Genomic DNA, 22,585 nt, shown 5'->3' with positions numbered 1-22,585 from the left:
AGCATCGGCCAGCTGCTTCGGCAAGCTGCGCCGAGCCGCGCTCCGTTAGAAGCGGTAGGCCGCCCCGTAGGAGCGGACCTGGCCGCGACAAAGCAGCCCGGGTAGCTCCAGCACAGGCAAGGCGGCTCCAAATCGGGGGCTGGGCGTGCCAAAGGCGCAAGCCCCCAGCCTCACTGCGCATGCCACGTCGCGGTCGGGCCCGCTCCTACACCCGCATCGTCTTGTTGGGAGCCTGAGTGGGCATCGGTCTTGTAGCGAGCGAGCCTGGCGGCAATGACACCGTCGCGGCGGCGTTTTCGTCGCAGACCCATGCTCCTGCATCGGAGTAGGCCATCGAATTGATCAGCGGAGATCGTCGGCCAGCGTAGGCAGGCGCACCGCATCGGGGCACTGCGCCGGGCTGCGCCGTGGTAGGAGCGGACCTGGCCGCGAAGAAGCGGTCCGGATAGTTCCAACGCAGGCGAGAACGCTCTATATCGAAGACTGGGGGTGCGACATGCGCCTGCGCATTGAACGTCGTCGAGAAGGCCCTGTCGCGGTCAGGCCCGCTCCTACGAGGGCGTCGCTGTTGCATTACCGAAGCGAACAGCGCAGGCGCGCGGCGGTGATCAGCTCACCTGGCGACGGGCGAGCGCCTGCCCCAGGCGCACCGATGTCTCCGCGGCAAGTCCGCCATCGAGCTTTGCGACACCGGGCGGCAGCAGCACGATCACGGTCGAGCCGTAATTGAAGCGCGCCATCTCCGCAAACCGCTCCAGCACGATGCCCTTGCCGCGATAGTCCTTGCGCGTGATGCGGTCGCCGTAGCGCGGGATCTCCACGCCGCTCCACACCGTTTCCACGCCCGACACCAGCAGCGCGCCCACCATCACCGAGACCATCGGGCCGAAGTCGGTGTCGAAGTGGCAGACCAGGCGCTCGTTGCGTGCGAACAGCCGCGGCACATTGCGCACCGCATCCGGGCCGACGCTGAACAAGCGGCCGGGTACGTGCACAGTCTCGCGCAGGGTGCCGGTCCACGGCATATGCACGCGGTGGTAGTCCTTGGGCGAGAGGTAGACGGTGGCGAACAGGCCGTCGTTGAACGGCTGCGCCGCTTCGGCGTCGCCGAGCAATTCTGCGGCAGTGAACGACTGCCCCTTGGCCTGGAAAATGCGGCCGTTCTCGATCGGGCCGAGCTGGCTGATGCGGCCGTCGGCGGGCATCAGCAGCGCCGCAGGATCGGCGTCGGGCACGCGTGCGCCCGGCTTCAAGGCGCGGGTGAAGAATGCATTGAAGGTGGGATAGGCGCGCGGGTCCGGTTCCAGTGCCTCGCCCAGGTCCACGCCGAACTTGCGCGTGACCGTGTCGATCAACCATTGCTTGGTTGACGGCGTATCGGAATAGGCCAGCGCGCGCGCCAGCGAGGACAGCAACCGGTGCGGCAGCACGTAGGTCAGGGAAGTGACGAGACTCACGGAGCGGTTACCTTGGTCAGTTGCTGGAGGTCGGCGGCGATCGCCTTGGGGTCGAGCGGGGGACGGATCAGCCCGGCCAGGCGGCCCTGCGGATCGAGCACGGCGATGCCGGCCGAGTGATCCATGCTGTAGTCGTTGGGATTGTCCGCAAAGCCCTTGCCCGGCACTTTCTGGAACACGAAGCCCAGCGCGGTGGCGAAGCGCTGCAGTGCCGGCACCTCGGCGGTGGCGGCCAGGGTGTCCTTGTGGAAGGCATGCGCATATTCGCCCAGGCGCGCCGGCGGGTCGCGCTCCGGGTCTACCGACACGAACAGCACGCGCGGGCGCAGGCCATCGGGGATGCTTTCCCACTGCTGCTGCGCCACCGCCAGATCGGTCAGCGTGGTCGGGCAGACGTCCGGGCAGAAGGTGAAGCCCAGGAACACCAGCGTCCAATGTCCCTGCAGCTCACCGGGTACCAGCTGGGTGCCGTCGGACTGGCGCAGGCTGAACTGCGGCAGCGTGCGTGGCTGCGGATAAAAGGTGATGGTGCGGGTGGGCGGCCAGGGCGAGCTGGGCGCGGCGCCAAGAAACTTCTGGCCCAGCAACAGCCCCAGGCCGGCGGCCAGCGCCACCAGCAGCACGATGCCGGTATTGCGATTGAACATGGCGGTTTCCAGTGCAACGGACGCTCATGATACCGATCCGACCTCTATAATCGTGGGCCGATTCCTCTTTAGTTGTTGCCATGACTGCCGCCGCGGCCGACGAACTGCACACCATCATCGACCTGATCCGCTACGGCACCAGCCGTTTCAATGCAGCCGGTCTGACCTTCGGCCATAGCTACGACAATGCGCTGGACGAGGCCACCCAGCTGGTCCTGCACAGCCTGCATCTGCCGCACGATCTGGGCCCGGCCTATGGCCAGGCGCGCCTGCTGCGCTCGGAAAAGGAGCAGGTGCTGGTCCTGTTCGAGCGCCGCATCAACGAGCGCGTGCCGGCGGCATACCTGACCGGCGAGGCCTGGTTCGCCGGGCTGAGCTTCAAGAGCGATGCGCGCGCGCTGGTGCCGCGTTCGCCGATCGCCGAGCTGATCGAGGCCGGCTTCGAACCCTGGCTGGGCGGACGCGAAGTCACCCGCGCGCTGGACCTGTGCACCGGTTCGGGCTGCATCGCGATCGCCATGGGCCACTACAACCCGCAGTGGGACGTGGACGGCGTGGACATCAGCGACGACGCGCTGGCACTGGCCGCCGAAAACAAGGCGCGCCTGCATGCCGACAATGTCACCCTGCTCAAGTCGGACCTGTTCGCCGGGCTGGGTGGCCGCCAGTACGACCTGATCGTCACCAATCCGCCGTATGTCACCAACGACGAAACCGATGCGCTGCCGCAGGAGTATTCCTACGAGCCGGAGCTGGGTCTGCGTGCGGGCGACGACGGCCTGGATCTGGTGCTGAAGATCCTGCGCGATGCGCCGCAGCACCTCAGCGAAGATGGCCTGCTGATCTGCGAAGTGGGCGAGTCCGAGCAGCACCTGATCAAGCTGCTGCCGGAAGTGGATCTGGCCTGGGTCGAGTTCAAGGTGGGGCAGATGGGCATCTTCGCGGTCGAATGCCGCGAGCTGATCGCGCACGGCGCCCGCATCGCCGAGCTGGCCAGTGCGCGCTGAGTCGTCCATCGCGCGGCCGCAGCTGAGCGATCTGCTGTTGCTGGTGCCGGTGTCCATCTTCGGTGTCGGCATTCCGCTCGGTTTGATCGACGTGGTGTACCGCCTGTTCGACCCGATGTACGGCGGTCCCTTGCCTCAGCGCTTGTTGAGGGCGGGGGCGGAGATCGGCTTCGGCCTGATGGCGTTTTTCGGCCTGGTGTCGGCGTGGATCGTGGTGGTCAGTTCGGATGCGGCCTTGCGTGCGCATCGGCGCCGCACGCTCATCGTGGCACTCGGCCTGCTGGTCGGAACTGGCGTTGCGCTGCACCTGCTCGCCGATTGGCTGCTGAGTGGGCGCATTAAGCTGGATGTCTTTGTGCTGGTGTTCAGCGGCCTGTTGGCGGTGGCACCGATGCTGGTGGCGGCACGTCACCTGCCGCGCATCCTGCGCGCCACGCCACCTGCTGCAATGTTGAGAGGATGCCGTCATGGGCAGTAACAGTTTCGGCCGCCTGTTGACGGTCACCACCTTCGGCGAGTCGCACGGGCCGGCGATCGGCTGCGTGGTCGACGGTTGCCCGCCGGGCCTGGAGATCGCGCCGGAAGAATTCACCCACGATCTGCAGCGGCGTGCATCCGGCAAGAGCCGGCATACCTCGGCACGCCGCGAAGCCGACGAGATCGAGATCCTGTCCGGCGTCTATGAAGGCCGCACCACCGGCACGCCGATCGGCCTGCTGATCCGCAACACCGATCAGCGCAGCAAGGACTACAGCAACATCGCCCAGCAGTTCCGTCCCGGGCACGCCGACTACACCTATTGGCAGAAGTACGGCATCCGCGATCCGCGCGGCGGCGGGCGTTCGTCCGCGCGCGAGACCACCATGCGCGTGGCCGCCGGGGTGATCGCCAAGAAGTGGCTCAAGCAGCGCTACGGCGTGCTGGTGCGCGGATTTCTATCGCAGCTGGGCGAGATCCGCCCGACCGGTTTCGACTGGAATGCGGTCGAGGACAACCCGTTTTTCTGGCCGCATGCCGAGCAGGTGCCGGAGCTGGAAACCTACATGGACGCGCTGCGCAAGTCCGGCGATTCGGTCGGTGCGCGCGTGGACGTGGTGGCCGGTGGAGTGCCGGCGGGCTGGGGCGAGCCGATCTACGGCAAGCTCGATGCCGAACTGGCCGCCGCCTTGATGAGCATCAATGCGGTCAAGGGCGTGGAAATCGGCGACGGCTTCGCCAGCGCCGCGCAGAAGGGCACCGAACACCGCGACCTGATCACCCCGGAAGGCTTTCTCAGCAATCATGCCGGCGGCATCCTGGGCGGCATTTCCACCGGCCAGGCGATCACCGCCTCGATGGTGCTCAAGCCGACCTCCAGCCTGCGCCTGCCCGGCGCGACCGTGGACGCGGACGGCGCGGTGGTCGATGTGATCACCACCGGCCGCCACGATCCCTGCGTCGGTATCCGCGCCACCCCGATCGCCGAGGCGATGATGGCGCTGGTGCTGATGGACCAGGCCTTGCGTCATCGCGCCCAGTGCGGCGATGTCGGCGAGGTGACGCCACGCATTCCCGGTCAGGCCGATGTCTGAGTCGCCCCGCGCCAAGGTGTGGGTCAGCCAGCCGCTGTTCGACGATGTCGTCGCGCAGTTGGGCGAGCATTTCGAGCTGACCACCACCGCGCGCGTCACCGCGTATTCGCCGGCCGAGCTGGCTGCGCGGCTGGCATCGCTGGACGGTGCGCTGATCACCCTCAACGAGCGTATCGGCGCGGCGGAAATCGCCTCTGCACCGCAACTGCGCGCGATCGCCAACGTCGGCGTGGGCTACAACAACCTGGATCTGGATGCGCTCAGCGCAGCCGGCATCCTGGCCAGCAACACCCCGGATGTGTTGACCGAGACCACCGCCGATCTCGGCTTTGCCTTGCTGATGACCACCGCGCGCCGCATCACCGAAGCCGAGCGCTGGCTGCGCGACGGGCAGTGGGGGCAGTGGTCGTTCAAGACCATGCTCGGTGCCGATCTCCACGGCAGCACGCTGGGCATCCTGGGCATGGGCCGGATCGGGCAGGGCATCGCCCGCCGCGGCGCGCATGGCTTCGGCATGCGCGTGCTGTACCACAACCGCAGCCAGCTGCCGGCCACCACCGAACAGGCGCTCGGCGCGCAGTACGTGGACCGCGACACGTTGCTGGCGCAGTCCGATCACCTGGTGCTGGTGCTGCCGTACACCAGGGACTCGCACCACATCATCGATGCCGCGGCGCTGGGCAAGATGCGCCCCACCGCCACGCTGGTGAATATCGCGCGCGGTGGCCTGGTCGATGAAATCGCGCTGGCCGATGCGCTTGCCAACGGGCGTCTGGCCGGTGCCGGCCTGGATGTCTACGAAGGCGAGCCGTCCGTCCGTCCCGAGCTGCTGGCCCTGCACAACGTCGTGCTCACCCCGCACATCGGCAGCGCCAGCCTGGCCACGCGCCGCGCGATGGTGCAGCTGGCGGTGGACAACCTGATTGCCGCGCTGGGCAAAGGCGCCAATGCCGGCCATCCGCCGAGCGCGCTGAATGCCGATGCGGTGGCTGCTGCCAAACAGGGCGGCGCGCGCGCTGACGAAGCGACCAGCACCGGCACCGGCAAAACCATCACGACCAAACGATAGGGAACCTCCGCGGCCAGCTTTGGAGGTTCCCCGAACCCACTGCGCAAGCGCGTTCCCCCTCTTTTCTTATTCGATAAAGACAATCTCATGAGCAACGAAAACCGTCGTTTCAACGTCGCGGTCGTGGGCGCCACCGGCGCTGTCGGCGAGACCATGCTGAGCATCCTGGCCGAGCGCAACTTCCCGGTCGCCACCCTGTACGCGCTGGCCTCGGCGCGCTCGGCCGGCGGGCAGGTGGAGTTCAATGGCGGCAAGGTCGATGTGCTGGACCTGGCCGACTTCGACCCCACCGGCGTGGACATCGCGCTATTCTCCGCAGGCGGCAGCGTGTCCAAGGAGTACGGCCCCAAGTTCGCCGCCGCCGGCGCGGTGGTGATCGATAATTCCTCCGCGTTCCGCTACGACGACGACGTGCCGCTGGTGGTGTCGGAGGTCAATCCCGAAGCGCTGAAGCAGCGCCCGCGCGGCATTGTCGCCAACCCCAATTGCTCGACCATGCAGATGCTGGTCGCGCTCGGCCCGATCCACCGCAAGTACGGCATCGAGCGCATCAATGTGGCGACCTACCAGTCGGTCTCCGGCGGCGGGCGTTCGGCGATGGAAGAGCTGGGCAAGCAGACCAGCGAGCTGCTGAGCTTCCAGCAGATCGATCCGCAGCGTTTCCCGGTGCAGATCGCCTTCAACCTGATTCCGCACATCGACGACTTCCAGGACAACGGCTACACCAAGGAAGAGATGAAGCTGGTCTGGGAGACCCGCAAGATCCTGGGCGACGACTCCATCCAGGTGAATCCCACCGCGGTGCGCGTGCCGGTGTTCTACGGTCACTCTGAAGCAGTGGCGATCGAAACTCGCGACAAGATCAGCGTCGAAGACGCGCGCGCGCTGCTGGCCGCATCGCCCGGCGTGGAAGTGGTGGACGAGCGCAAGCCTGGCGGCTACCCGACGCCGGTCACGCATGCCTCCGGCAAGGACGCGGTATTCGTCGGCCGTATCCGTGAGGACCTGTCGCATCCGCGCGGCCTGAATCTGTGGATCGTCTCGGACAACATCCGCAAGGGCGCCGCGCTCAATGCCGTGCAGCTGGCCGAGCTGGTCGCACAGGAAGGCTGATCGCCGTAGTGCCGTAGGAGCGCGCTGGCGCGCGATGAAGCTCTCCCAGTGAAGCCTCATCGCGCACAAGTGCGCTCCTACCCATGCGTTGCCGATGAGCTGCAGCATGCATGTCGCATCGCGGCATCGCGGCGGCATCTGCGCTCTGCGTCGGGTCGCCGACTTTTTCGCTCATGCAGCGGCTATATTGATGCCCATGAAACATAGGGGCGGGGGCGCGATGCGTCCGATACAAGGGATAGGTGCGCTGCTGCTGATGGCTTGCAGCGGCGCTGCCATGGCGTTGGGCTTGGGCGATATCCGGGTGCTGTCCAGGCCCGGGCAGCCGTTGGTGGCCGAGATTCCGGTCATCTCCAACGAGCCGGGCGAACTCGACAACGCACGCGTGGCGCTGGCATCGGCCACCACGTTTGCACGGGTCGGTCTGGAACGCCCGCAGGGGCTGGTCAGCAACCTGCAATTCCAGTTCGCGCAGGACGCGCGCGGGCGTGCGGTGATCCGCGTGACCAGCAGCCAGGCAGTGGAGCAGCCGGCGATCAACTTCCTGATCGAGGTGGAGTGGGGCCAGGGCCGGCTGGTGCGCGAATATTCCGCATTGGTCGATGCGCCCAACACCGCCGCGGCGATCGCCGAGCCAGGCATCGAGGCGCCGCGCGCCGGGGCCAGCAATGCCATCGCACGCGCGCCGGCCGCCGCGCCCGCAGCCGCCGCCGAACGCGCCGGACAGGCCGCCGACGCGGCGGCGCCTGGCGCACGTTCCAGCACGCGCGCTGCCGCGCCGGTGCCGGCCGGCGATGCGTTGCCGGCGGTGCGCTCGGGCCAGACCTTGTCGGAGATCGCTGCCGCGGTGGCCCGTTCCAGCGGGCATTCGCTCGACCAGACCATGCTGGCGCTGCTGCGTACCAACCCGGACGCCTTCATCGGCGGCAACATCAATCGATTGAAGCAGGGCGCAGTGCTGCGCACCCCGCAGGAGGATGCGCTGGCACAGGTCGGCGCCGCCGAGGCGGCGGTGATGGTGCGTGAGCAGGCCGCGCAGTGGCGTCAGGCGCGCTCGGCGGTTCCGCAGCCGGCCGAGGCTGGCGCTGCGGCCGCAACGCCCGCGCCTGCCGCAGCGGCGGCGTCAGCAGGTGCCGGCGCGCGGCTCGAGATCGCCCCTGCAGTGGCGAGTCAGACCAACACCGCCGGCGCCACGTCCGGCACCAGTGCCGAAGGCGAGGGCGACATGGCGGCCAACCAACAGTTGCAACAGGCCAGGGAAGACATCGCCACCCGCGATGCGGAATTACAGGATCTGCGCACCCGCGTGGCCGATCTGGAAAAGCTCAAGCAGCAACAGCAGGCCTTGATCGCCATGAAGGACACCGACCTGGCGGCCGCGCAGAAGCGGCTGTCGGAGACGCCGGCTGCGGCACAGCAGGGCAGCGGGTTTCCGCTGTGGCTGATCGGTGGCCTGGTGTTGATCGTCGCGGCGGTCGTCGCTTGGCTGGCGGCGCGCCGGCGCAAACCCTCGCCGCTGCCGCCGTTGCCGCGGCGTCAGTTCGATTTCGTACCGGTCGGTGCCGCGGCAGACGCCGCCGAACCGCAGGACGATGCGCAGGCCACCGTGCCCAGCGAGCACGATGTGCTGCACGAACCCGAATTCGAGCAGGCCGATCTGCGCGAGGAAGAACGCGCCCAGCAGACGCAGCAACCGCTGTCCGATGTGCTGCGCCGCGAGCCGCCGCTGTCCGAGCCTGCCGCCGCGCCGCCGGTGGTCGCCAGCGATGACTGGCGCTCGCTGCGCGCAACGCCGCCAGCGCCTCCGGTAGAGCAGCCGGCGTTCGTCGCGCCCGAGGACGCGGTGCCGGAGCCGCCGAGGTCCGCGCACGCGCAGCCGGAAGACGGCCAGGTACCGCAAGGTGATGTTGCGCATGCCAGCAGCGATCTGCCGCCGGGCGTGCCGTCCGCGTCGGTCGCCACGCAGGACCGCCTGGATGTCGATCCGGCCCCCATTGCGCCTGCCGCTGCGCCCAGCGCGGTGAACAGCAGGGAATTCGTCTCGGCAGGGCGCGATCGTCTGGAGCTGGCCGTGGCCTACATGGACCTTGGCGACAGGGACACCGCGCGTGGCCTGTTGCTGGAAGTCGCGGCAACCGGCGACGAGGCCAGCCGCGCCGAGGCCGCCGAACTGCTGGAACGCCTGGCATGAGCCCGGCGCTGGACAGCATGGCCGCCGCACGCGAGCGCCGCATCGATTACGTGGAATTCGCCTCGCTCGATCTGGAGGCCAGCCGCGCCTTTTTCGAAGCCGTGTTCGGCTGGCAGTTTCAGGCCTATGGCCCGGATTATCTGGCCTTCAACGACGGTCGTCTGGACGGCGGTTTCTATCGCGCCACCGCGGTAGCGCCGGCAGACGCTGGCCCATTGGTCGTGCTGTATGCCGACGCGCTGGAGCCCATGGCCGAGCGCGTTCGCGCGGCCGGTGGCGAGATCGTCAAGCCGGTGTTCGGCTTTCCCGGCGGCAGCCGCTTTCATTTCCGCGAGCCGGGCGGTAACACGCTGGCAGTGTGGTCCGAGCGCACGGTCGGCTAGTCCGCGCGCTCCATCGATTCGATAACAGGCAGGTTCCGATGCGTTACGCGCTGGGCGTGGAGTACGACGGCAGCGAGTTCCAGGGCTGGCAGCAGTTGGGGGAACATGGCGGACCGAGCGTACAGGCCAGCCTGCAGGCGGCGCTGTCCTCGGTGGCCGATGCCCCGGTGCAGGTGGTGTGCGCAGGCCGCACCGATGCCGGGGTGCATGGCGAATGCCAGGTGGTGCATTTCGACAGCGATGCGCGCCGCGCGCCGCGTGGCTGGATGCTGGGCACCACCGCGCGCCTGCCGCCCTCGATCGCGGTGCGCTGGTGCGTACCGGCCGCCGCCGATTTCCATGCGCGGTTTTCCGCGCGTGCACGCCGCTACCGGTATCGCCTGCTCAACCGGCAGATACGCCCGGCGCTATATCGCCAGACCTTGAGCTGGGAACGGCGCCCGCTGGATGCCGATGCCATGCACGCAGCCGCGCAGGCCTTGCTGGGCGAGAACGACTTCAGCGCATTTCGCAGCGTGCAGTGCCAGGCTCTGCATGCACGCCGCAACCTGCAGGCCATCAGCGTGCAACGCATCGGCGAGGTGGTGGAGGTGCAGGTCCAGGCCAATGCATTCCTTCATCACATGGTGCGGAATATTGTTGGCTCGCTGATCCTGATCGGAGCCGGGGAACAACCGGGCGACTGGATCGCGACGTTGCTGGCCGGCCGCGACCGCACGGTGGCCGGGCCGACAGCGCCGCCACAAGGCCTGGTCTTCGTCGGGCCGCTGTATCCCGCAGAGTGGCATCTGCCCGCTGAGGTAACCCAATGAATCGATCGCTGTACCGCACCCGTATCAAGTTCTGTGGCATGACTCGCGCCGGTGATATCCGACTGGCCGGCGAGCTGGGTGTGGACGCGGTAGGTTTCATCTTTGCGCATGGCAGCCCGCGCCGCGTGGCGCCAGCCGAAGCGCGCGCGATGCGCCAGGCCACTGCGCCGATGGTCGATGTGGTGGCGCTGTTCCGCAATAATTCCAAGGAAGAAGTGCGCGAAGTGGTGCGCACCGTACGCCCGACCTTGCTGCAGTTCCATGGCGAGGAAGATGACGCGTTCTGCCGCAGCTTCAACCTGCCGTATCTGAAGGCGGTGCCGATGGGCAGCGGCGGGATGAATGGCGAGGACGCCAACGCGCGAACCTTGCAGCTCGCCTTTCCCAATACCGCCGGTTTCCTGTTCGACAGCCATGCGCCCGGTGCAGGCGGCGGTACCGGCAAGACCTTCGATTGGTCGCGCCTGCCGACCGGCCTGCATCGCCCGTTTCTGCTGGCCGGAGGCATCACCGCCGACAATGTGTTCGACGCGATCGTGGCAACGCTGCCGTGGGGCGTGGACGTGTCCAGCGGCGTGGAGCTGGCGCCCGGGATCAAGGACGGCCACATGATGCGCAAGTTCGTCGAAGAAGTGCGCCGGGCCGATTGTCACGAGATGGGGTGAGTTGGGGATTCGGGAATCGGGAATCGGGATTGGGGAATCGGAGTGGGCAGTCTGCTTCGTTGTTTTGATTGCCCTAGATCTTTCGCTTCTCTGACGATCGATTGTTCGGTCGCTGTTTCGCAGACCACTGAGCTTTCAAATTAGACGCTTGCGGCATCCGTGGTGCGCTGCTGATCTTCTGAAAGTGCGCTACGCAACCAGCCGGCGAGCTGTTCGATGCGCGGGTCCGGGTTGCGCCTTGCGGCGCACAGCACCCAGCGGCCGCGGGTTGGCGTGAAGCCCCAGGGCGCCAGCAGGCGTCCGGCGGCCAGGTCCGCGGCAACCAGCGGTTGCGGTGCGATCGCCACGCCCAGGCCGGCGGCGGCGGCTTCCAGCAGGTAGACCAGATGTTCGAATTCGGTGCCGAAGTGCAGCACTTCGGCTGCCACGCCGTGGCTTTGCGCCCATTCCGGCCAGGCCTGCGGACGCGAGCGGGTATGCAGCAAGGCGTGATCGAGCAGGGCGTCAGGCGCTTTGCCAGCGAGCTGCGTCGCCGATGCCAGCTGCGGACTCAGCACCGGACCAATCCACTCCACCCCCAACTCGTGCACCTGCCAGTCGCCTGGCCAGGGCGGGGTGTCCAGCAGCAGGGCCGCATCCAGGCCGTCCAGATCCGGGCCCGGCGCCTGCTCGTTGGCCGACAGGTGCAGGCGCACCTGCGGCAGATCCCGCTGCAGCCGGCCCAGCCGCGGGATGACCCAGCGCGCAAGCAGGCTGCCCGAGCAACCCAGCACCAGCGGCGCCTCGCTGCTGGGGCGCCGCAATGCCGCCCAGGTGTCGCCGATCAGCGCAAAGCCCTCACCGGTCGCATCGCGTAGCCGGACGCCGGCAGGCGTCAGCACCAGGCCGCGACCCTGGCGGGTGAACAGCGCCGCGCCCAGCGCCTGTTCCAGCGAGCGCACGTGCCGGCTGATGGCGCCATGGGTCACGTGCAACTCCTGCGCGGCCCGGCTGACGCTCTGCAGACGCGCGGCGGATTCAAACGCGCGCAGCGCTGCCAGCGGGGGAAGCAGGGTGCTCATATGTGAGTCCAGGTCACAGGTTGCGGCAATCTTATCGATTTATCGCGCGCCGTGGCTGCGCTACAGTAATGCTTCTTGTATGACCGCATCGCTGCAGAGGATTCCCATGTCGGCCCAGCCCATCAGTGACTTTCACGCCTATCCGGACGCTGCCGGCCACTTCGGCAAGTTCGGCGGCCGGTTCGTCGCCGAGACCTTGATCGGCCCGTTGCAGGAACTGGCTGCCGCCTACGACCAGGCGCGCCAGGATCCGGCCTTCATTGCCGAGTACGACAAGGATCTCAAGCATTACGTCGGCCGGCCCAGCCCGATCTACCACGCCGAGCGCCTGAGCCGCGAAGTGGGCGGCGCGCAGATCCTGCTCAAGCGCGAGGACCTGAACCATACCGGCGCGCACAAGATCAACAACACCATCGGCCAGGCCCTGCTGGCCAGCCGCATGGGCAAGACCCGCATCATCGCCGAGACCGGCGCCGGTCAGCATGGCGTGGCCAGCGCGACGGTCGCCGCACGGCTGGGCCTGGAGTGCGTGGTCTACATGGGTGCCACCGACATCGAGCGGCAGAAGATCAACGTCTACCGCATGAAGTTGCTCGGTGCCACGGTGATCCCGGTGACCTCCGGCTCGGCCACGCTCAAGGACGCGCTCAACGAGGCGATGCGCGACTGGGTCACCAACGTGCAGGACACCTTCTACATCATCGGCACCGTGGCCGGCCCGGATCCGTATCCGCGCATGGTGCGCGACTTCAATGCGATTGTCGGCCGTGAAGCGCGCGCGCAGATGCTGGAAGACTTCGGCCGCCTGCCGGATGCGATCAGCGCCTGCGTCGGCGGCGGCAGCAATGCGATCGGCCTGTTCCATGCCTTCCTCAACGACCCGGGCGTCAAGATCTACGGCGCTGAAGCGGCCGGCGACGGCATCGCCAGCGGCCGTCATGCGGCGTCGATCGCGGCCGGGCGCCCCGGTGTGCTGCATGGCAACCGCACCTATGTGATCTGCGACGACGACGGCCAGATCACCGAAACCCATTCGATCTCCGCCGGGCTGGATTACCCGGGCGTGGGCCCGGAGCACTCCTTCCTGTCCGACAGCGGCCGCGCGGTCTATCAGGGCATCACCGACGACGAAGCGATGGCCGCCTTCCATCTGCTGGCGCATACCGAAGGCATCCTGGCCGCGCTCGAATCCAGCCACGCGGTGGCGCAGTCGATCAAGCTCGCGCGCGAGATGCCCAAGGACGCCTTGATCCTGTGCAACCTGTCCGGCCGCGGCGACAAGGACGTGCACACCATCGCCGCGCGCGAAGGCGTGCAGGTCTGATGCCACTGCGGCGCGTCACCGTGACCGCGCTGGCCGACCAACCGGGCGAGCAGGAGCTGCTGTTCGCCTGGCTCGACCGCTGGGCGCCGCAGATCCGCAGCTGCTCGGAAAACAGCGGCTGCGGCTGCTGCCTGGACAGTTTCGACCTCGAGGTCGAGGCCCAGGCATTGACCGAACTGCCGCCTGCCATGTACCAGGACATCCATTGAAGCGGTCGCACCGCCTCTAACTTTCTTGCAAGGTCTTTCAATGCGTCGTATCGACGAAACCTTCCAGCGCCTGCGCGCCGATGGCCGCAAGGCGCTCATCCCCTTCATCACCGCCGGCGACCCGTCGCTGGAAGCCACCGTACCGGTCATGCACGCGCTGGTACGTGCCGGTGCCGACGTCATCGAGCTGGGCGTGCCGTTCTCCGACCCGATGGCCGACGGCCCCACCATCCAGCGCAGCTCCGAGCGCGCGCTGGGCCGTGGTGCCGGCCTTGCCTACGTGCTGGAGGCGGTGCACGAATTCCGTCGCGAAGACGCCGCCACGCCGGTGGTGTTGATGGGCTACCTCAACCCGATCGAGATCCACGGCACCCGGCGCTTCGCCGAAGCCGCCGTCGCTGCCGGTGTGGATGGCCTGCTCCTGGTCGATCTGCCACCCGAAGAAGCGGCCGAGACCCGCACCATCTTCACCGAGGTCGGCCTGGCCCTGATCGCGCTGGCCTCGCCGACCACCAGCGAGCAGCGTCTGGACATGTTGTGCAGCAGCGCCCAGGGCTATCTCTACTACGTCAGCTTCGCCGGCGTCACCGGCGCCTCGAATCTGCTCGACACCCATGCCGCCAGCGACCGCCTGCGCCAGCTGCGTCGGCGTGCCGGCGCTCCGGTGGTGGCCGGCTTCGGCATCAAGGACGCCGCCAGCGCCGCCGCGATGGCCGTCGACGCCGAAGGGGTGGTGGTTGGTAGCGCCCTGGTCGCTGCGCTGGCCGAAGCCACTGACGTCCGCAGCGCCCGCGAACGCGCCGAAGCCTTCCTGGCACCGTTGCGCCAGGCGCTCGACCAGGCCTGAAGCCAACGCCGCTCTCTGCTCCGGGGGAGACGGCGCGGCCTGCGCGCCATCTGGCGCGCCTGCCTTCAAGCGCCGGCGCGGCAGGCGCTGGCCGGGCCATGCCGGCCCCGCATTTAGCCTCCGCGCTACCTCGGCTTTCTCCCGGCGCGTTAGACTGTCGCCCCTCTGCGGCCCACATGGCCGCCCTGCATGGATTGTCATACACGCATGAGCTGGCTCAGCAAATTGATGCCCTCCGGCATCCGCACCGAGAACACCCCGGCCAAGAAGCGCAGCGTCCCCGAGGGCCTGTGGGAGAAGTGCAGCAACTGCGGCAGCGCGCTGTACGGCCCCGAGCTCGAGGAAAACCTCGAGGTGTGTCCCAAGTGCGACCACCATATGGCGATCCGCGCGCGCGCGCGCCTCAACTCGCTGTTCGATCCCGACACCGCGACCACCGAGATCGCCGCCCAGCTGGGCCCGGTCGACGTGCTCAAGTTCAAGGACCAGAAGCGCTACGGCGAGCGCATCAAGGCCAGCCAGAAGAGCAGCGGCGAGTACGACGCACTGATCGCCATGCGCGGCACGCTCAAGGGCAATCCGCTGGTCGCCGCAGCCTTCGACTTCGCCTTCATGGGCGGCTCGATGGGCTCGGTGGTCGGCGAGCGCTTCGCACGCGCGGCCGAAGTGGCGCTGGAAGTCGGCTGTCCGTTCGTGTGCTTTTCCGCCAGCGGCGGGGCGCGCATGCAGGAGGGCCTGTTCTCGCTGATGCAGATGGCCAAGACCTCCGCCGCGCTCGGTCGCCTGCGCGAAGCCGGCCTGCCGTACATCTCGGTGCTGACCCATCCCACCACCGGTGGCGTGTCGGCCTCGTTCGCGATGCTGGGCGATATCAATATCGCCGAGCCGCATGCCCTGATCGGTTTCGCCGGCCCGCGCGTGATCGAGCAGACCGTGCGCGAGACCCTGCCGGAAGGCTTCCAGCGTTCGGAGTTCCTGCTCGACCACGGTGCCATCGACCAGATCTGCGACCGCCGCGACATGCGCGACCGCATCGCCGATCTGACCGCGATGATGATGCGCCAGCCGCATCCGCAGGACGCGGCCGCATGAGGCCAGTGGTTGCGCGCATGCGCGACACCGTCGCACGCGCCGCTGCGCGTGCGTCCACCCGTAGGCAGGAACACCGCAACGCATGAGCAGTCGCAAGTATTTTGGAACCGACGGCATCCGCGGTCGGGTCGGGCAGGGCGTGATCTCGGCCGATTTCGTGCTGCGACTGGGCAATGCGCTCGGTCGGGTGCTCACCCAGGGCCGCAGCAAGCGCCCGCTGGTGCTGATCGGCAAGGACACCCGGATCTCCGGCTACATGTTCGAAGCCGCGTTGGAAGCCGGCCTGGTCGCCGCCGGCGCCGACGTGCAGCTGATCGGCCCGATGCCGACCCCGGCCATCGCCTTCCTGACCAACACCCTGCGCGCCGACGCCGGCGTGGTGATCAGCGCCTCGCACAACCCGCATTACGACAACGGCATCAAGTTCTTTTCTGCCGAAGGCGAGAAGCTCGACGACGCCACCGAAGCGGCGATCGAGGCCGCGCTGGACGAGCCGTTCCACACCGTGGAATCGGAGCGCCTGGGCAAGGCGATCCGCACCCGCGATGCGATCGGCCGTTACATCGAATTCTGCAAGGCCAGCGTGGCGCGCGGGTTCACCCTGCACGGCCTGAAGATGGTGCTGGACTGCGCGCATGGCGCGACCTATCACATCGCGCCGATGCTGTTCCGCGAGCTGGGTGCGGACGTGGTCGTCATCGGTGCCGCACCGGACGGGCTCAATATCAATGCCGGTGTCGGCTCCACCCATATCGACAACCTCGCCGCCAAGGTGCGCGAGAGCGGTGCGCAGCTCGGCATCGCCTTCGATGGCGATGGCGACCGCGTGCTGATGGCCGACGACCAGGGCAACCCGGTCGATGGCGACGATCTGCTCTACGTGCTCGCGCGCTCCTGGCAGGCCAGCGGCCGGCTCACCGGCACCGTGGTCGGCACCTTGATGACCAACTACGGTCTGGAACAGGCGCTGGCCGCATTGCACATCCCGTTCCAGCGCGCCAAGGTCGGCGACCGCTACGTGCACCAGGCCCTGGTCGAGGGCGGCGGCACGCTGGGCGGCGAAACCTCCGGCCACCTGCTGTGCCTGGATCGCGCCACCACCGGCGATGGCATCGTCAGTGCGCTACAGGTGCTCGAGGCACTGGGGCGCGACGGGCAGAGTCTGCGCGAGGCCCTGGGCAGCCTGAGCAAGGTGCCGCAGAAGACCGTCAATGTGCGGCTGGGAGGCGGGGCGGCCAAGGCGATCGTGGAGGCCGCCGGCGTGCAGCAGGCGCTGCAGCAGGCGCAGGCCGCCGTGCAGGGCCGTGGGCGCGCGTTCCTGCGTCCGTCCGGTACCGAGCCGGTGGTGCGCGTGACCGTGGAAGCCGACGACGCCGGCCTGATGCAGGACACGCTCGACCGTCTTTCCGGAGCCGTGCGTGACGCGGCGTGAGTCGCTGATCATTGGTGTGTGCGTGGTCTTTGCCAAGGCCGCGACGTTCTACCTGTTGTATCGCCTGCTGTCCTGAGCGGCAGGCCTTCCTTTCGACTTCCCGACTTCAACTACAGATATCCGTATGAGCGCCCGCATCCCGACCCTGGACATCACCCGTTTCGACAGCGACCGCGACGCCTTCGTCGCCGAGCTCGGCGCGGCCTATCGGCAGTGGGGCTTTGCCGGCATCCGCAACCACGGCATCGCGCAGGCCGACATCGACGCGGCGTATGACGTGTTCAAGGCGTTCTTCGCCCTGCCCGAAGAGGTCAAGCGTCGCTATCACGTGGAAGGCAGCGGCGGTGCGCGCGGTTACACCGCGTTCGGCGTGGAGACCGCCAAGGATTCCAAGCATTTCGATCTGAAGGAGTTCTGGCATATCGGTCGCGAGATCGCGGACGATTCGCCGTACCGCGCGGTGATGGCGCCGAACCTGTGGCCCGAAGAGGTGCCTGGTTTCCGTGAGCGCGGCTACCGGCTGTACCAGCAGCTGGACCAGCTGGGCTCGCGTGTGCTGTCGGCATTGGCGCTGCATATCGGCCTGCCGCAGGACTACTTTGTCGACAAGACCAACAACGGCAACTCGATCCTGCGGCCGATCCACTACCCGCCGATCACCAGCGACGACATCCCCAACGTGCGCGCCGGTGCGCATGGCGACATCAATTTCATCACCCTGCTGGTCGGCGCCAGCGCGGCCGGGCTGGAAGTGCGCTCCAACGATGGCGAGTGGGTGCCGTTCACTGCCGACGCCGACACCATCGTGGTCAACATCGGCGACATGCTGCAGCGCCTGACCAACCACGTGTATCCGTCCACCATCCATCGTGTGGTCAATCCGCCGGGCGAACAGGCGCGCAAGCCGCGCTATTCGGTGCCGTTCTTCCTGCACCCCAATCCGGATTTCCTCATCGACGTGCTGCCTTCGTGCATCTCCGCCGACAATCCGAGCCGCTACCCCGAGCCGATTACCGCGCACGGTTTTCTGGAAGAACGTCTGCGCGAGATCAAGCTGAAGTAATCCGTTCGCAGGCGCAGCAGCGCCGCCAGCGGCTGCGCTCGCAGCATCGGCGATGACCTCCGCCACAGTTTGGTTCATAAAATTCTGCTGGCGGCCGGTTAAAGCTTGCATTCACCTCAGCCGATAACCCAGTCTGATCGCTAGCGCGACGTCGGATTCGCCTGGCGCCCGCTGCCGATTGCACTAGGCTTGGGGGGCGCATGCGGACGCAGTGGTTCAAACGGATCGGCCCGGTTGCGGGGGCGCTGGCGTACAGCGCCGCAAGCTATGCGTTGGCGACGCCGCTCAGCGTCACCGTTGTCGATGCCAACGGCATGTTGGTCGATGCGGTGGTGAGTCTGGAGCCGGCACGTCCGGTGGCCGCTAGCGGGGCGCCCAGAACCGTCGAGATGGACCAGGTCAATTCGCAGTTCGTGCCTGCGGTGCTGGCGGTGCGTACCGGCACGCTGGTGCGGTTTCCCAACAACGACCAGATTCGTCATCAGGTCTATTCGTTCTCTGCCGCAAAGCGTTTTGAGTTGCCGCTGTTCCAGGGCAGCACTGCCGCGCCGGTGCGCTTTGACCAGGCTGGTCTGGTGACGGTGGGCTGCAATATCCACGACTGGATGCTGGGCTATATCGTGGTGCTGGACACGCCGTATTTCGGCAAGACCGGCAGCGACGGTCGCGTGCAGCTGGACGCGCCGGCGGGGAACTACACCTTGCGGGTCTGGCATCCGCGCATTAAGGGCGCCGCACTCGCCGAGCCGGTGGCTCTTGCGCGCGAGGCCGTGCAACGGCGCGTGACCTTGCAGACCACGGGCGCCGCACCGGCGGTGGCACCTCCGGATGCGCGCGTGCGCGCGCTGCAGGACAAGTTCCGCCGCGCCGACCCGCAGAAGCCCAAGCCATGAAGGCCATGCGCCTGCATACCCGCATCGCGGCGTTTCTGGTGCTGGTCGTGCTCGCCACGCAGGCGTTGACTTTCATCGCGGTGCAGGTCGCCACCGAGCGCAGCGTCAAGGCGCAGCTCGGCGAAGAGCTGCAGATCGGCGAGCGCGTCTGGCAACGCATCAATCTGCGCCGCGACGAACAACTGCTGCAGTCGGCCTCGGTGCTGGCCGACGACTTCGGTTTCCGCGCGGCCGTGGCCAGCGGCGATGTGCCGACCATGCAATCGGCATTGCGCAACCACGCCGCGCGCATGTCGGCGCAGACCGCGCTGCTGCTGGCCCCGGATGGCGAATTTTTGACCGGGCTTGCCGATCTGCCGCAAACCGAACAGCTGCGCGCAGTGCAGACCCTGCTGCAGCAGGCGCAGCGCGATGGGCGTGCGGTGGGCGTGGTCGCACTGGACCGACGCATCGTGCGGCTGGCGGTGGTGCAGGTACTGGCACCGAGCCGGGTGGGCTGGATCGCGATCGGCAACGAATCCGGCGACGGTCTCGCACAGGATTTCCGTTCCACCACCGGGCTGGATGCGACCTTCTTCACCGATGGTCCGCCGGTGCGGGTGCTGGCGTCCACGCTGGAGCCGGCTGCGCGCGCCGAGTTCGCGCAGCAGTTGCCGACCGCCGAACGCGCACAGGGCGCGGCGGTCGCGTTGACGCTGGCCGAGTCGCGTTACCTGGTCAAACTGCAGTCGATCCAGGGCGACAGCCATGTGCGGGTCGCGCTGCAGGCCTCGCTGGATCGCGCGGTGGCGCCGTACCGCGTGCTCAAGTTGCGCATCCTGCTGCTGGCGGGCCTGGCCACGGCTGCGGCGCTGGGTGTGGCGATCTTCCTGGCGCGCAGCGTCAGCAGGCCGGTCGCGCAGCTGGTGCAGGCAGCGCGGCGCATCCAGCGCGGCGACTACCACACCGCGGTCGAGGTGCCCTCCGGGCGCGAACTGGCCGAGTTGGCCGACAGCTTCGGGCGCATGCAGCAGCAGATCGCCAGTCGCGAGCAGCACATCCTGCATCAGGCGCGCCACGATGCCCTGACCGGTCTGCCCAATCGCATCTGGTTGCTGGAGCGGCTGAAGGACGTGGTGGAGCAGACCGTGGCCTCCGGCGGCACGGCCGCAGTGCTGATCCTGGATCTGGAACGCTTCAAGGAACTCAACGACAGCCTGGGCCACGATTTTGCCGACCAGGTCCTGGTCGAAGCAGGCCGCCGCCTTGCCGACGTGGTGCAGGAACCCAATCTCGTCGGGCGGCTGGGCAGCGACGAATTCATGGTGGTGGTGGCGCAGACCGATGTCACCACCGTGCAGCAGGATGCGCAGCGCTTGCTGCTGCAGTTGCGCCGCCCGCTGGCGCTGCCGCAGGCGCGCATCCAGCTGGAAGCCAGTATCGGCATCGCCCTGATTCCCGAACACGGCGCCGATCCGGATACCTTGTTGCGGCGCGCGGACATCGCACGGCGCCAGGGCGGCAACGTCACCACCGTCGGCGCCAGCGTGTATCGCCTGGGCCAGGACGAGCAGCATCTGCGCCGGCTGCGCCTGACCGGCGATCTGCGTCAGGCCATCGGCGGCAACGAACTGACCTTGCGCTTCCAGCCCAAGATCTGCCTGCGCAACGATCGCGTCGAACAGGTCGAGGTGCTGGTGCGCTGGCAGCATCCGGTGCTCGGGGCGATCGGCCCGGACGAATTCATTCCGCTGGCCGAGCACTCCGGCGTGATCCATCCCTTGACCCGCTTCGTGCTGGACGAGGCGCTGCGCTGCCAGGCGCAATGGCGCAGGCAGGGGCTGGAACTGGGCATGGCGATCAATCTCTCCGCACTGGATCTGTCCGACCCCGGCCTGCCCGATTACGTGCGTGGCCGTCTGGAACATCACGCAGTGCCGGCGCAGTCGGTGACGCTGGAACTGACCGAAAGCGCGCTGATGCGCGATGTCGAATCGGCGCTGCATATGCTGCACCAGCTGCGCAGCGTCGGCGTGCGTCTGTCCATCGACGACTTCGGCACCGGCTATTCCTCGTTGGCGCAACTCAAGCGCATGCCGGTGAACGAATTGAAGATCGACAAGAGCTTCGTCATGCAACTGGCCGAGGGCACCGACGATGCGTTCATCGTGCGCAGCACCATCGATCTGGGGCACAACCTGGGCTTGAGCGTGATCGCCGAAGGCGTGGAGAACGCCACCGCGCTGGGGCTGCTGCGCGGTTATGGCTGCGACATGGTGCAGGGCTATCTGTATTCGCCGCCACTGGAAGAAGTGCCGCTGGTCGCCTGGTGCATGCGGCAACTCGATCTGGCGCCGGCGGCGCAGGCAGGAGTGCATCGATGAGCAAATGGCGGGGCGCGCTGCTGTCTGTGGCACTGGCCGGGCTGGCCAGCGCGCCCGCGTCGGCGATCGCCGGCGACGGACGCCTGCTCGCCACCGGTGGCGTGTCGATGATCGAAGGCAGCAGCGGTGGCGGCATCGTGCCGTGGGCCACGCTGTCGGGCTACGGCACCCGCGACGAACTAGGCAGCGTGTTGTTCGCCACGCATGTGGACAGCGGCGATTACCGGCTCGACGTGCAAGGTGCCGCGCTGACGGTCGGCAACCGGCTGGAACTTTCGCTGGCGCGGCAACGGCTGGATCTGGGCACCCTGCAGGACCGGCTGGGCCTGCCATGGAATGCGCTTGGCCAGGACGTGTTCGGCGCCAAGCTGCGGGTCTACGGCGATCTGGTCTACGGACATGCGCCGCAGGTCAGCGTGGGCATGCAGTACAAACGCCTGCGCGATGGCACGCTGCCGCTGGCGATCGGCGCGCGCGACGATCACGGTACCGATGTGTATGTCAGTGCCAGCCGCTTGTTCCTGCAGGCCGCGGGCGGCTATCAACTGCTGCTCAACGGCACGCTGCGCGCGACCCGCGCCAATCAGACCGGCTTGCTCGGTTTCGGCGGCGATCGCCGCAACGCCTATCGGCTGGTCGGCGAAGCCAGCGCCGCCGTCGTGCTGTCGCCGGCGTGGGTGGTCGGCGTGGAATACCGCGACAAGCCCGACAACCTCGGCTTCGCCCGCGAGCAGGCCTGGGCGGATGCATTCGTGGCCTGGTTTCCCAGCAAGCATGTGTCCCTGACCGCGGCCTGGGCCGAGCTTGGCGACATCGCCACGCTCACCGACCAGCGCGGTCCCTATCTTTCCCTGCAGGTGGCGTTCTGATGAATCGATGGCTGCGCTGGCCCTTGCTGTGCATGCTGGCGCTAATGAATGCCTGCGCCACCACGCAACCGCGCCCCACGCTCTACGACGAACTCGGCGGGCAGGCCGGAATCGAAGCGCTGGTGGAAACCATGCTGTCGCGCATCGCCGACGACCAACGCATCGTCGACAAGTTCGCGCGCGTCAACATCGTGATGCTCAACGAGCGCCTGGTGCAGAAGTTCTGCCATGTCGCCGACGGCCCGTGCCCGGATACCGCCAAGTCGATGCAGCAGGCGCACGCGCACCTGGCCATTCGCGAAGGCGACTTCAATGCGCTGGTGGAGGATCTGAACTGGGCGATGGATCAGCGCAAGATTCCGCGCCGCACGCAGAACCGTCTGCTGGCGCGGTTGGCGGCCATGCACGGCGAAATCGTCAATCACTGAGGCTGTCGCATCGCTGCCGCGCGCAGTGATGGACGCGCGTGGTCGCTGCTCGTAACACCATGTTTCCAGCCACGGGCTGCGGCTGTGGG

Annotated in this window: 22 protein-coding genes; 19 read left to right on the top strand and 3 right to left on the bottom strand. The window is 67.6% G+C overall.

Annotation, left to right across the window (positions count from 1 at the left end):
- Positions 1-608: 608 nt before the first annotated feature.
- Together asd and ABQ039_RS12525 are read right to left on the bottom strand one after the other, a co-directional pair.
- On the bottom strand, positions 609-1,457 hold the full coding sequence (gene asd, locus ABQ039_RS12530) for an archaetidylserine decarboxylase (RefSeq protein WP_349778411.1): 849 nt from the start codon (positions 1,455-1,457) through the stop codon (positions 609-611).
- Complete coding sequence (locus tag ABQ039_RS12525) at positions 1,454-2,104, bottom strand: SCO family protein (RefSeq protein WP_349778412.1); 651 nt, start codon at positions 2,102-2,104, stop codon at positions 1,454-1,456. The genes asd and ABQ039_RS12525 overlap by 4 nt, the downstream gene beginning before the upstream one ends.
- Before the next feature lie 80 nt (positions 2,105-2,184).
- Here ABQ039_RS12525 and prmB point away from each other — a divergent pair, with 80 nt between their 5' ends.
- From prmB to ABQ039_RS12480, 9 genes are all read left to right on the top strand, one after another.
- The gene (gene prmB, locus ABQ039_RS12520) at positions 2,185-3,111 is read left to right on the top strand and encodes a 50S ribosomal protein L3 N(5)-glutamine methyltransferase (protein WP_349778413.1); all 927 of its coding nucleotides are present in this window, start codon (positions 2,185-2,187) and stop codon (positions 3,109-3,111) included.
- Positions 3,101-3,589 (top strand): hypothetical protein, encoded by a 489-nt coding sequence (locus ABQ039_RS12515; protein ID WP_104542607.1) that lies wholly within the window; start codon positions 3,101-3,103, stop codon positions 3,587-3,589. Before prmB ends, ABQ039_RS12515 begins: the two co-directional genes overlap by 11 nt.
- The gene (gene aroC / locus ABQ039_RS12510) at positions 3,579-4,682 is read left to right on the top strand and encodes a chorismate synthase (RefSeq protein WP_102596344.1); all 1,104 of its coding nucleotides are present in this window, start codon (positions 3,579-3,581) and stop codon (positions 4,680-4,682) included. The genes ABQ039_RS12515 and aroC overlap by 11 nt, the downstream gene beginning before the upstream one ends.
- Positions 4,675-5,751, top strand: a complete 1,077-nt coding sequence (locus ABQ039_RS12505) for a D-glycerate dehydrogenase (protein WP_349778414.1) — start codon at positions 4,675-4,677, stop codon at positions 5,749-5,751. The genes aroC and ABQ039_RS12505 overlap by 8 nt, the downstream gene beginning before the upstream one ends.
- 87 nt (positions 5,752-5,838) lie before the next feature.
- Positions 5,839-6,864 carry an aspartate-semialdehyde dehydrogenase gene (locus ABQ039_RS12500; protein WP_039510062.1) on the top strand — a complete coding sequence of 342 codons (1,026 nt, stop codon included), beginning with the start codon at positions 5,839-5,841 and terminating at the stop codon, positions 6,862-6,864.
- Between the two features lie 220 nt (positions 6,865-7,084).
- On the top strand, positions 7,085-9,055 hold the full coding sequence (locus tag ABQ039_RS12495) for a FimV/HubP family polar landmark protein (protein WP_349778415.1): 1,971 nt from the start codon (positions 7,085-7,087) through the stop codon (positions 9,053-9,055).
- Entirely contained in the window at positions 9,052-9,438 is a 387-nt protein-coding gene (locus ABQ039_RS12490; RefSeq protein WP_065031771.1) for a VOC family protein, read from the top strand. The genes ABQ039_RS12495 and ABQ039_RS12490 overlap by 4 nt, the downstream gene beginning before the upstream one ends.
- A 38-nt stretch (positions 9,439-9,476) precedes the next feature.
- Complete coding sequence (truA, locus tag ABQ039_RS12485) at positions 9,477-10,250, top strand: tRNA pseudouridine(38-40) synthase TruA (protein ID WP_054592523.1); 774 nt, start codon at positions 9,477-9,479, stop codon at positions 10,248-10,250.
- A complete protein-coding gene (locus tag ABQ039_RS12480; protein WP_016903693.1) occupies positions 10,247-10,915 on the top strand; it encodes a phosphoribosylanthranilate isomerase in 669 nt (222 codons plus the stop codon). Before truA ends, ABQ039_RS12480 begins: the two co-directional genes overlap by 4 nt.
- Positions 10,916-11,055: 140 nt before the next feature.
- Here the strand turns inward: ABQ039_RS12480 and ABQ039_RS12475 are convergent, their stop codons facing one another.
- A complete protein-coding gene (locus ABQ039_RS12475; protein WP_349778416.1) occupies positions 11,056-11,976 on the bottom strand; it encodes a LysR family transcriptional regulator in 921 nt (306 codons plus the stop codon).
- Positions 11,977-12,082: 106 nt separating this feature from the next.
- On the opposite strand from ABQ039_RS12475, the gene trpB reads away from it, so the two are divergent.
- From trpB to ABQ039_RS12425, 10 genes are all read left to right on the top strand, one after another.
- Complete coding sequence (gene trpB, locus ABQ039_RS12470) at positions 12,083-13,300, top strand: tryptophan synthase subunit beta (protein ID WP_016903691.1); 1,218 nt, start codon at positions 12,083-12,085, stop codon at positions 13,298-13,300.
- On the top strand, positions 13,300-13,509 hold the full coding sequence (locus ABQ039_RS12465) for a hypothetical protein (protein ID WP_016903690.1): 210 nt from the start codon (positions 13,300-13,302) through the stop codon (positions 13,507-13,509). Before trpB ends, ABQ039_RS12465 begins: the two co-directional genes overlap by 1 nt.
- A gap of 40 nt (positions 13,510-13,549) precedes the next feature.
- Positions 13,550-14,356: a tryptophan synthase subunit alpha gene (gene trpA, locus ABQ039_RS12460; protein ID WP_046343351.1), complete on the top strand. Its 807-nt coding sequence runs from the start codon at positions 13,550-13,552 to the stop codon at positions 14,354-14,356.
- 207 nt (positions 14,357-14,563) lie between these two features.
- A complete protein-coding gene (gene accD / locus ABQ039_RS12455; protein WP_046343350.1) occupies positions 14,564-15,448 on the top strand; it encodes an acetyl-CoA carboxylase, carboxyltransferase subunit beta in 885 nt (294 codons plus the stop codon).
- Positions 15,449-15,530: 82 nt separating this feature from the next.
- The gene (gene glmM, locus ABQ039_RS12450) at positions 15,531-16,880 is read left to right on the top strand and encodes a phosphoglucosamine mutase (RefSeq protein ID WP_024937989.1); all 1,350 of its coding nucleotides are present in this window, start codon (positions 15,531-15,533) and stop codon (positions 16,878-16,880) included.
- A gap of 124 nt (positions 16,881-17,004) precedes the next feature.
- Positions 17,005-17,943 (top strand): isopenicillin N synthase family oxygenase, encoded by a 939-nt coding sequence (locus ABQ039_RS12445; protein ID WP_046343346.1) that lies wholly within the window; start codon positions 17,005-17,007, stop codon positions 17,941-17,943.
- 200 nt (positions 17,944-18,143) lie between these two features.
- Positions 18,144-18,836 carry a methylamine utilization protein gene (locus tag ABQ039_RS12440; RefSeq protein ID WP_349778417.1) on the top strand — a complete coding sequence of 231 codons (693 nt, stop codon included), beginning with the start codon at positions 18,144-18,146 and terminating at the stop codon, positions 18,834-18,836.
- A complete protein-coding gene (locus tag ABQ039_RS12435; protein WP_024937986.1) occupies positions 18,833-21,199 on the top strand; it encodes a bifunctional diguanylate cyclase/phosphodiesterase in 2,367 nt (788 codons plus the stop codon). Before ABQ039_RS12440 ends, ABQ039_RS12435 begins: the two co-directional genes overlap by 4 nt.
- Positions 21,196-22,068 carry a DUF3034 family protein gene (locus tag ABQ039_RS12430; protein ID WP_349778418.1) on the top strand — a complete coding sequence of 291 codons (873 nt, stop codon included), beginning with the start codon at positions 21,196-21,198 and terminating at the stop codon, positions 22,066-22,068. The genes ABQ039_RS12435 and ABQ039_RS12430 overlap by 4 nt, the downstream gene beginning before the upstream one ends.
- Complete coding sequence (locus ABQ039_RS12425) at positions 22,068-22,496, top strand: group 1 truncated hemoglobin (protein ID WP_104542591.1); 429 nt, start codon at positions 22,068-22,070, stop codon at positions 22,494-22,496. The genes ABQ039_RS12430 and ABQ039_RS12425 overlap by 1 nt, the downstream gene beginning before the upstream one ends.
- Positions 22,497-22,585 lie beyond the last annotated feature (89 nt).

It is taken from the genome of Xanthomonas sp. WHRI 6108 (assembly GCF_040202385.2).
Lineage (GTDB): Bacteria > Pseudomonadota > Gammaproteobacteria > Xanthomonadales > Xanthomonadaceae > Xanthomonas > Xanthomonas arboricola.
The sequence above is the reverse complement of the archived record's forward strand: the minus strand, read 5'-3'. Positions and strand labels throughout refer to the sequence as shown.

What these genes read in the sequence shown, in the direction of transcription:
- ABQ039_RS12525 (WP_349778412.1), bottom strand. Translation starts at nt 2,104, where the DNA reads ATGTTCAATCGCAATACCGGCATCGTGCTGCTGGTGGCGCTGGCCGCC.
- prmB (WP_349778413.1), top strand. Translation starts at nt 2,185, where the DNA reads ATGACTGCCGCCGCGGCCGACGAACTGCACACCATCATCGACCTGATC.
- aroC (WP_102596344.1), top strand. Translation starts at nt 3,579, where the DNA reads ATGGGCAGTAACAGTTTCGGCCGCCTGTTGACGGTCACCACCTTCGGC.
- ABQ039_RS12505 (WP_349778414.1), top strand. Translation starts at nt 4,675, where the DNA reads ATGTCTGAGTCGCCCCGCGCCAAGGTGTGGGTCAGCCAGCCGCTGTTC.
- ABQ039_RS12500 (WP_039510062.1), top strand. Translation starts at nt 5,839, where the DNA reads ATGAGCAACGAAAACCGTCGTTTCAACGTCGCGGTCGTGGGCGCCACC.
- ABQ039_RS12495 (WP_349778415.1), top strand. Translation starts at nt 7,085, where the DNA reads ATGCGTCCGATACAAGGGATAGGTGCGCTGCTGCTGATGGCTTGCAGC.
- ABQ039_RS12490 (WP_065031771.1), top strand. Translation starts at nt 9,052, where the DNA reads ATGAGCCCGGCGCTGGACAGCATGGCCGCCGCACGCGAGCGCCGCATC.
- truA (WP_054592523.1), top strand. Translation starts at nt 9,477, where the DNA reads ATGCGTTACGCGCTGGGCGTGGAGTACGACGGCAGCGAGTTCCAGGGC.
- ABQ039_RS12480 (WP_016903693.1), top strand. Translation starts at nt 10,247, where the DNA reads ATGAATCGATCGCTGTACCGCACCCGTATCAAGTTCTGTGGCATGACT.
- ABQ039_RS12475 (WP_349778416.1), bottom strand. Translation starts at nt 11,976, where the DNA reads ATGAGCACCCTGCTTCCCCCGCTGGCAGCGCTGCGCGCGTTTGAATCC.
- trpB (WP_016903691.1), top strand. Translation starts at nt 12,083, where the DNA reads ATGTCGGCCCAGCCCATCAGTGACTTTCACGCCTATCCGGACGCTGCC.
- ABQ039_RS12465 (WP_016903690.1), top strand. Translation starts at nt 13,300, where the DNA reads ATGCCACTGCGGCGCGTCACCGTGACCGCGCTGGCCGACCAACCGGGC.
- trpA (WP_046343351.1), top strand. Translation starts at nt 13,550, where the DNA reads ATGCGTCGTATCGACGAAACCTTCCAGCGCCTGCGCGCCGATGGCCGC.
- accD (WP_046343350.1), top strand. Translation starts at nt 14,564, where the DNA reads ATGAGCTGGCTCAGCAAATTGATGCCCTCCGGCATCCGCACCGAGAAC.
- glmM (WP_024937989.1), top strand. Translation starts at nt 15,531, where the DNA reads ATGAGCAGTCGCAAGTATTTTGGAACCGACGGCATCCGCGGTCGGGTC.
- ABQ039_RS12445 (WP_046343346.1), top strand. Translation starts at nt 17,005, where the DNA reads ATGAGCGCCCGCATCCCGACCCTGGACATCACCCGTTTCGACAGCGAC.
- ABQ039_RS12440 (WP_349778417.1), top strand. Translation starts at nt 18,144, where the DNA reads ATGCGGACGCAGTGGTTCAAACGGATCGGCCCGGTTGCGGGGGCGCTG.
- ABQ039_RS12435 (WP_024937986.1), top strand. Translation starts at nt 18,833, where the DNA reads ATGAAGGCCATGCGCCTGCATACCCGCATCGCGGCGTTTCTGGTGCTG.
- ABQ039_RS12430 (WP_349778418.1), top strand. Translation starts at nt 21,196, where the DNA reads ATGAGCAAATGGCGGGGCGCGCTGCTGTCTGTGGCACTGGCCGGGCTG.
- ABQ039_RS12425 (WP_104542591.1), top strand. Translation starts at nt 22,068, where the DNA reads ATGAATCGATGGCTGCGCTGGCCCTTGCTGTGCATGCTGGCGCTAATG.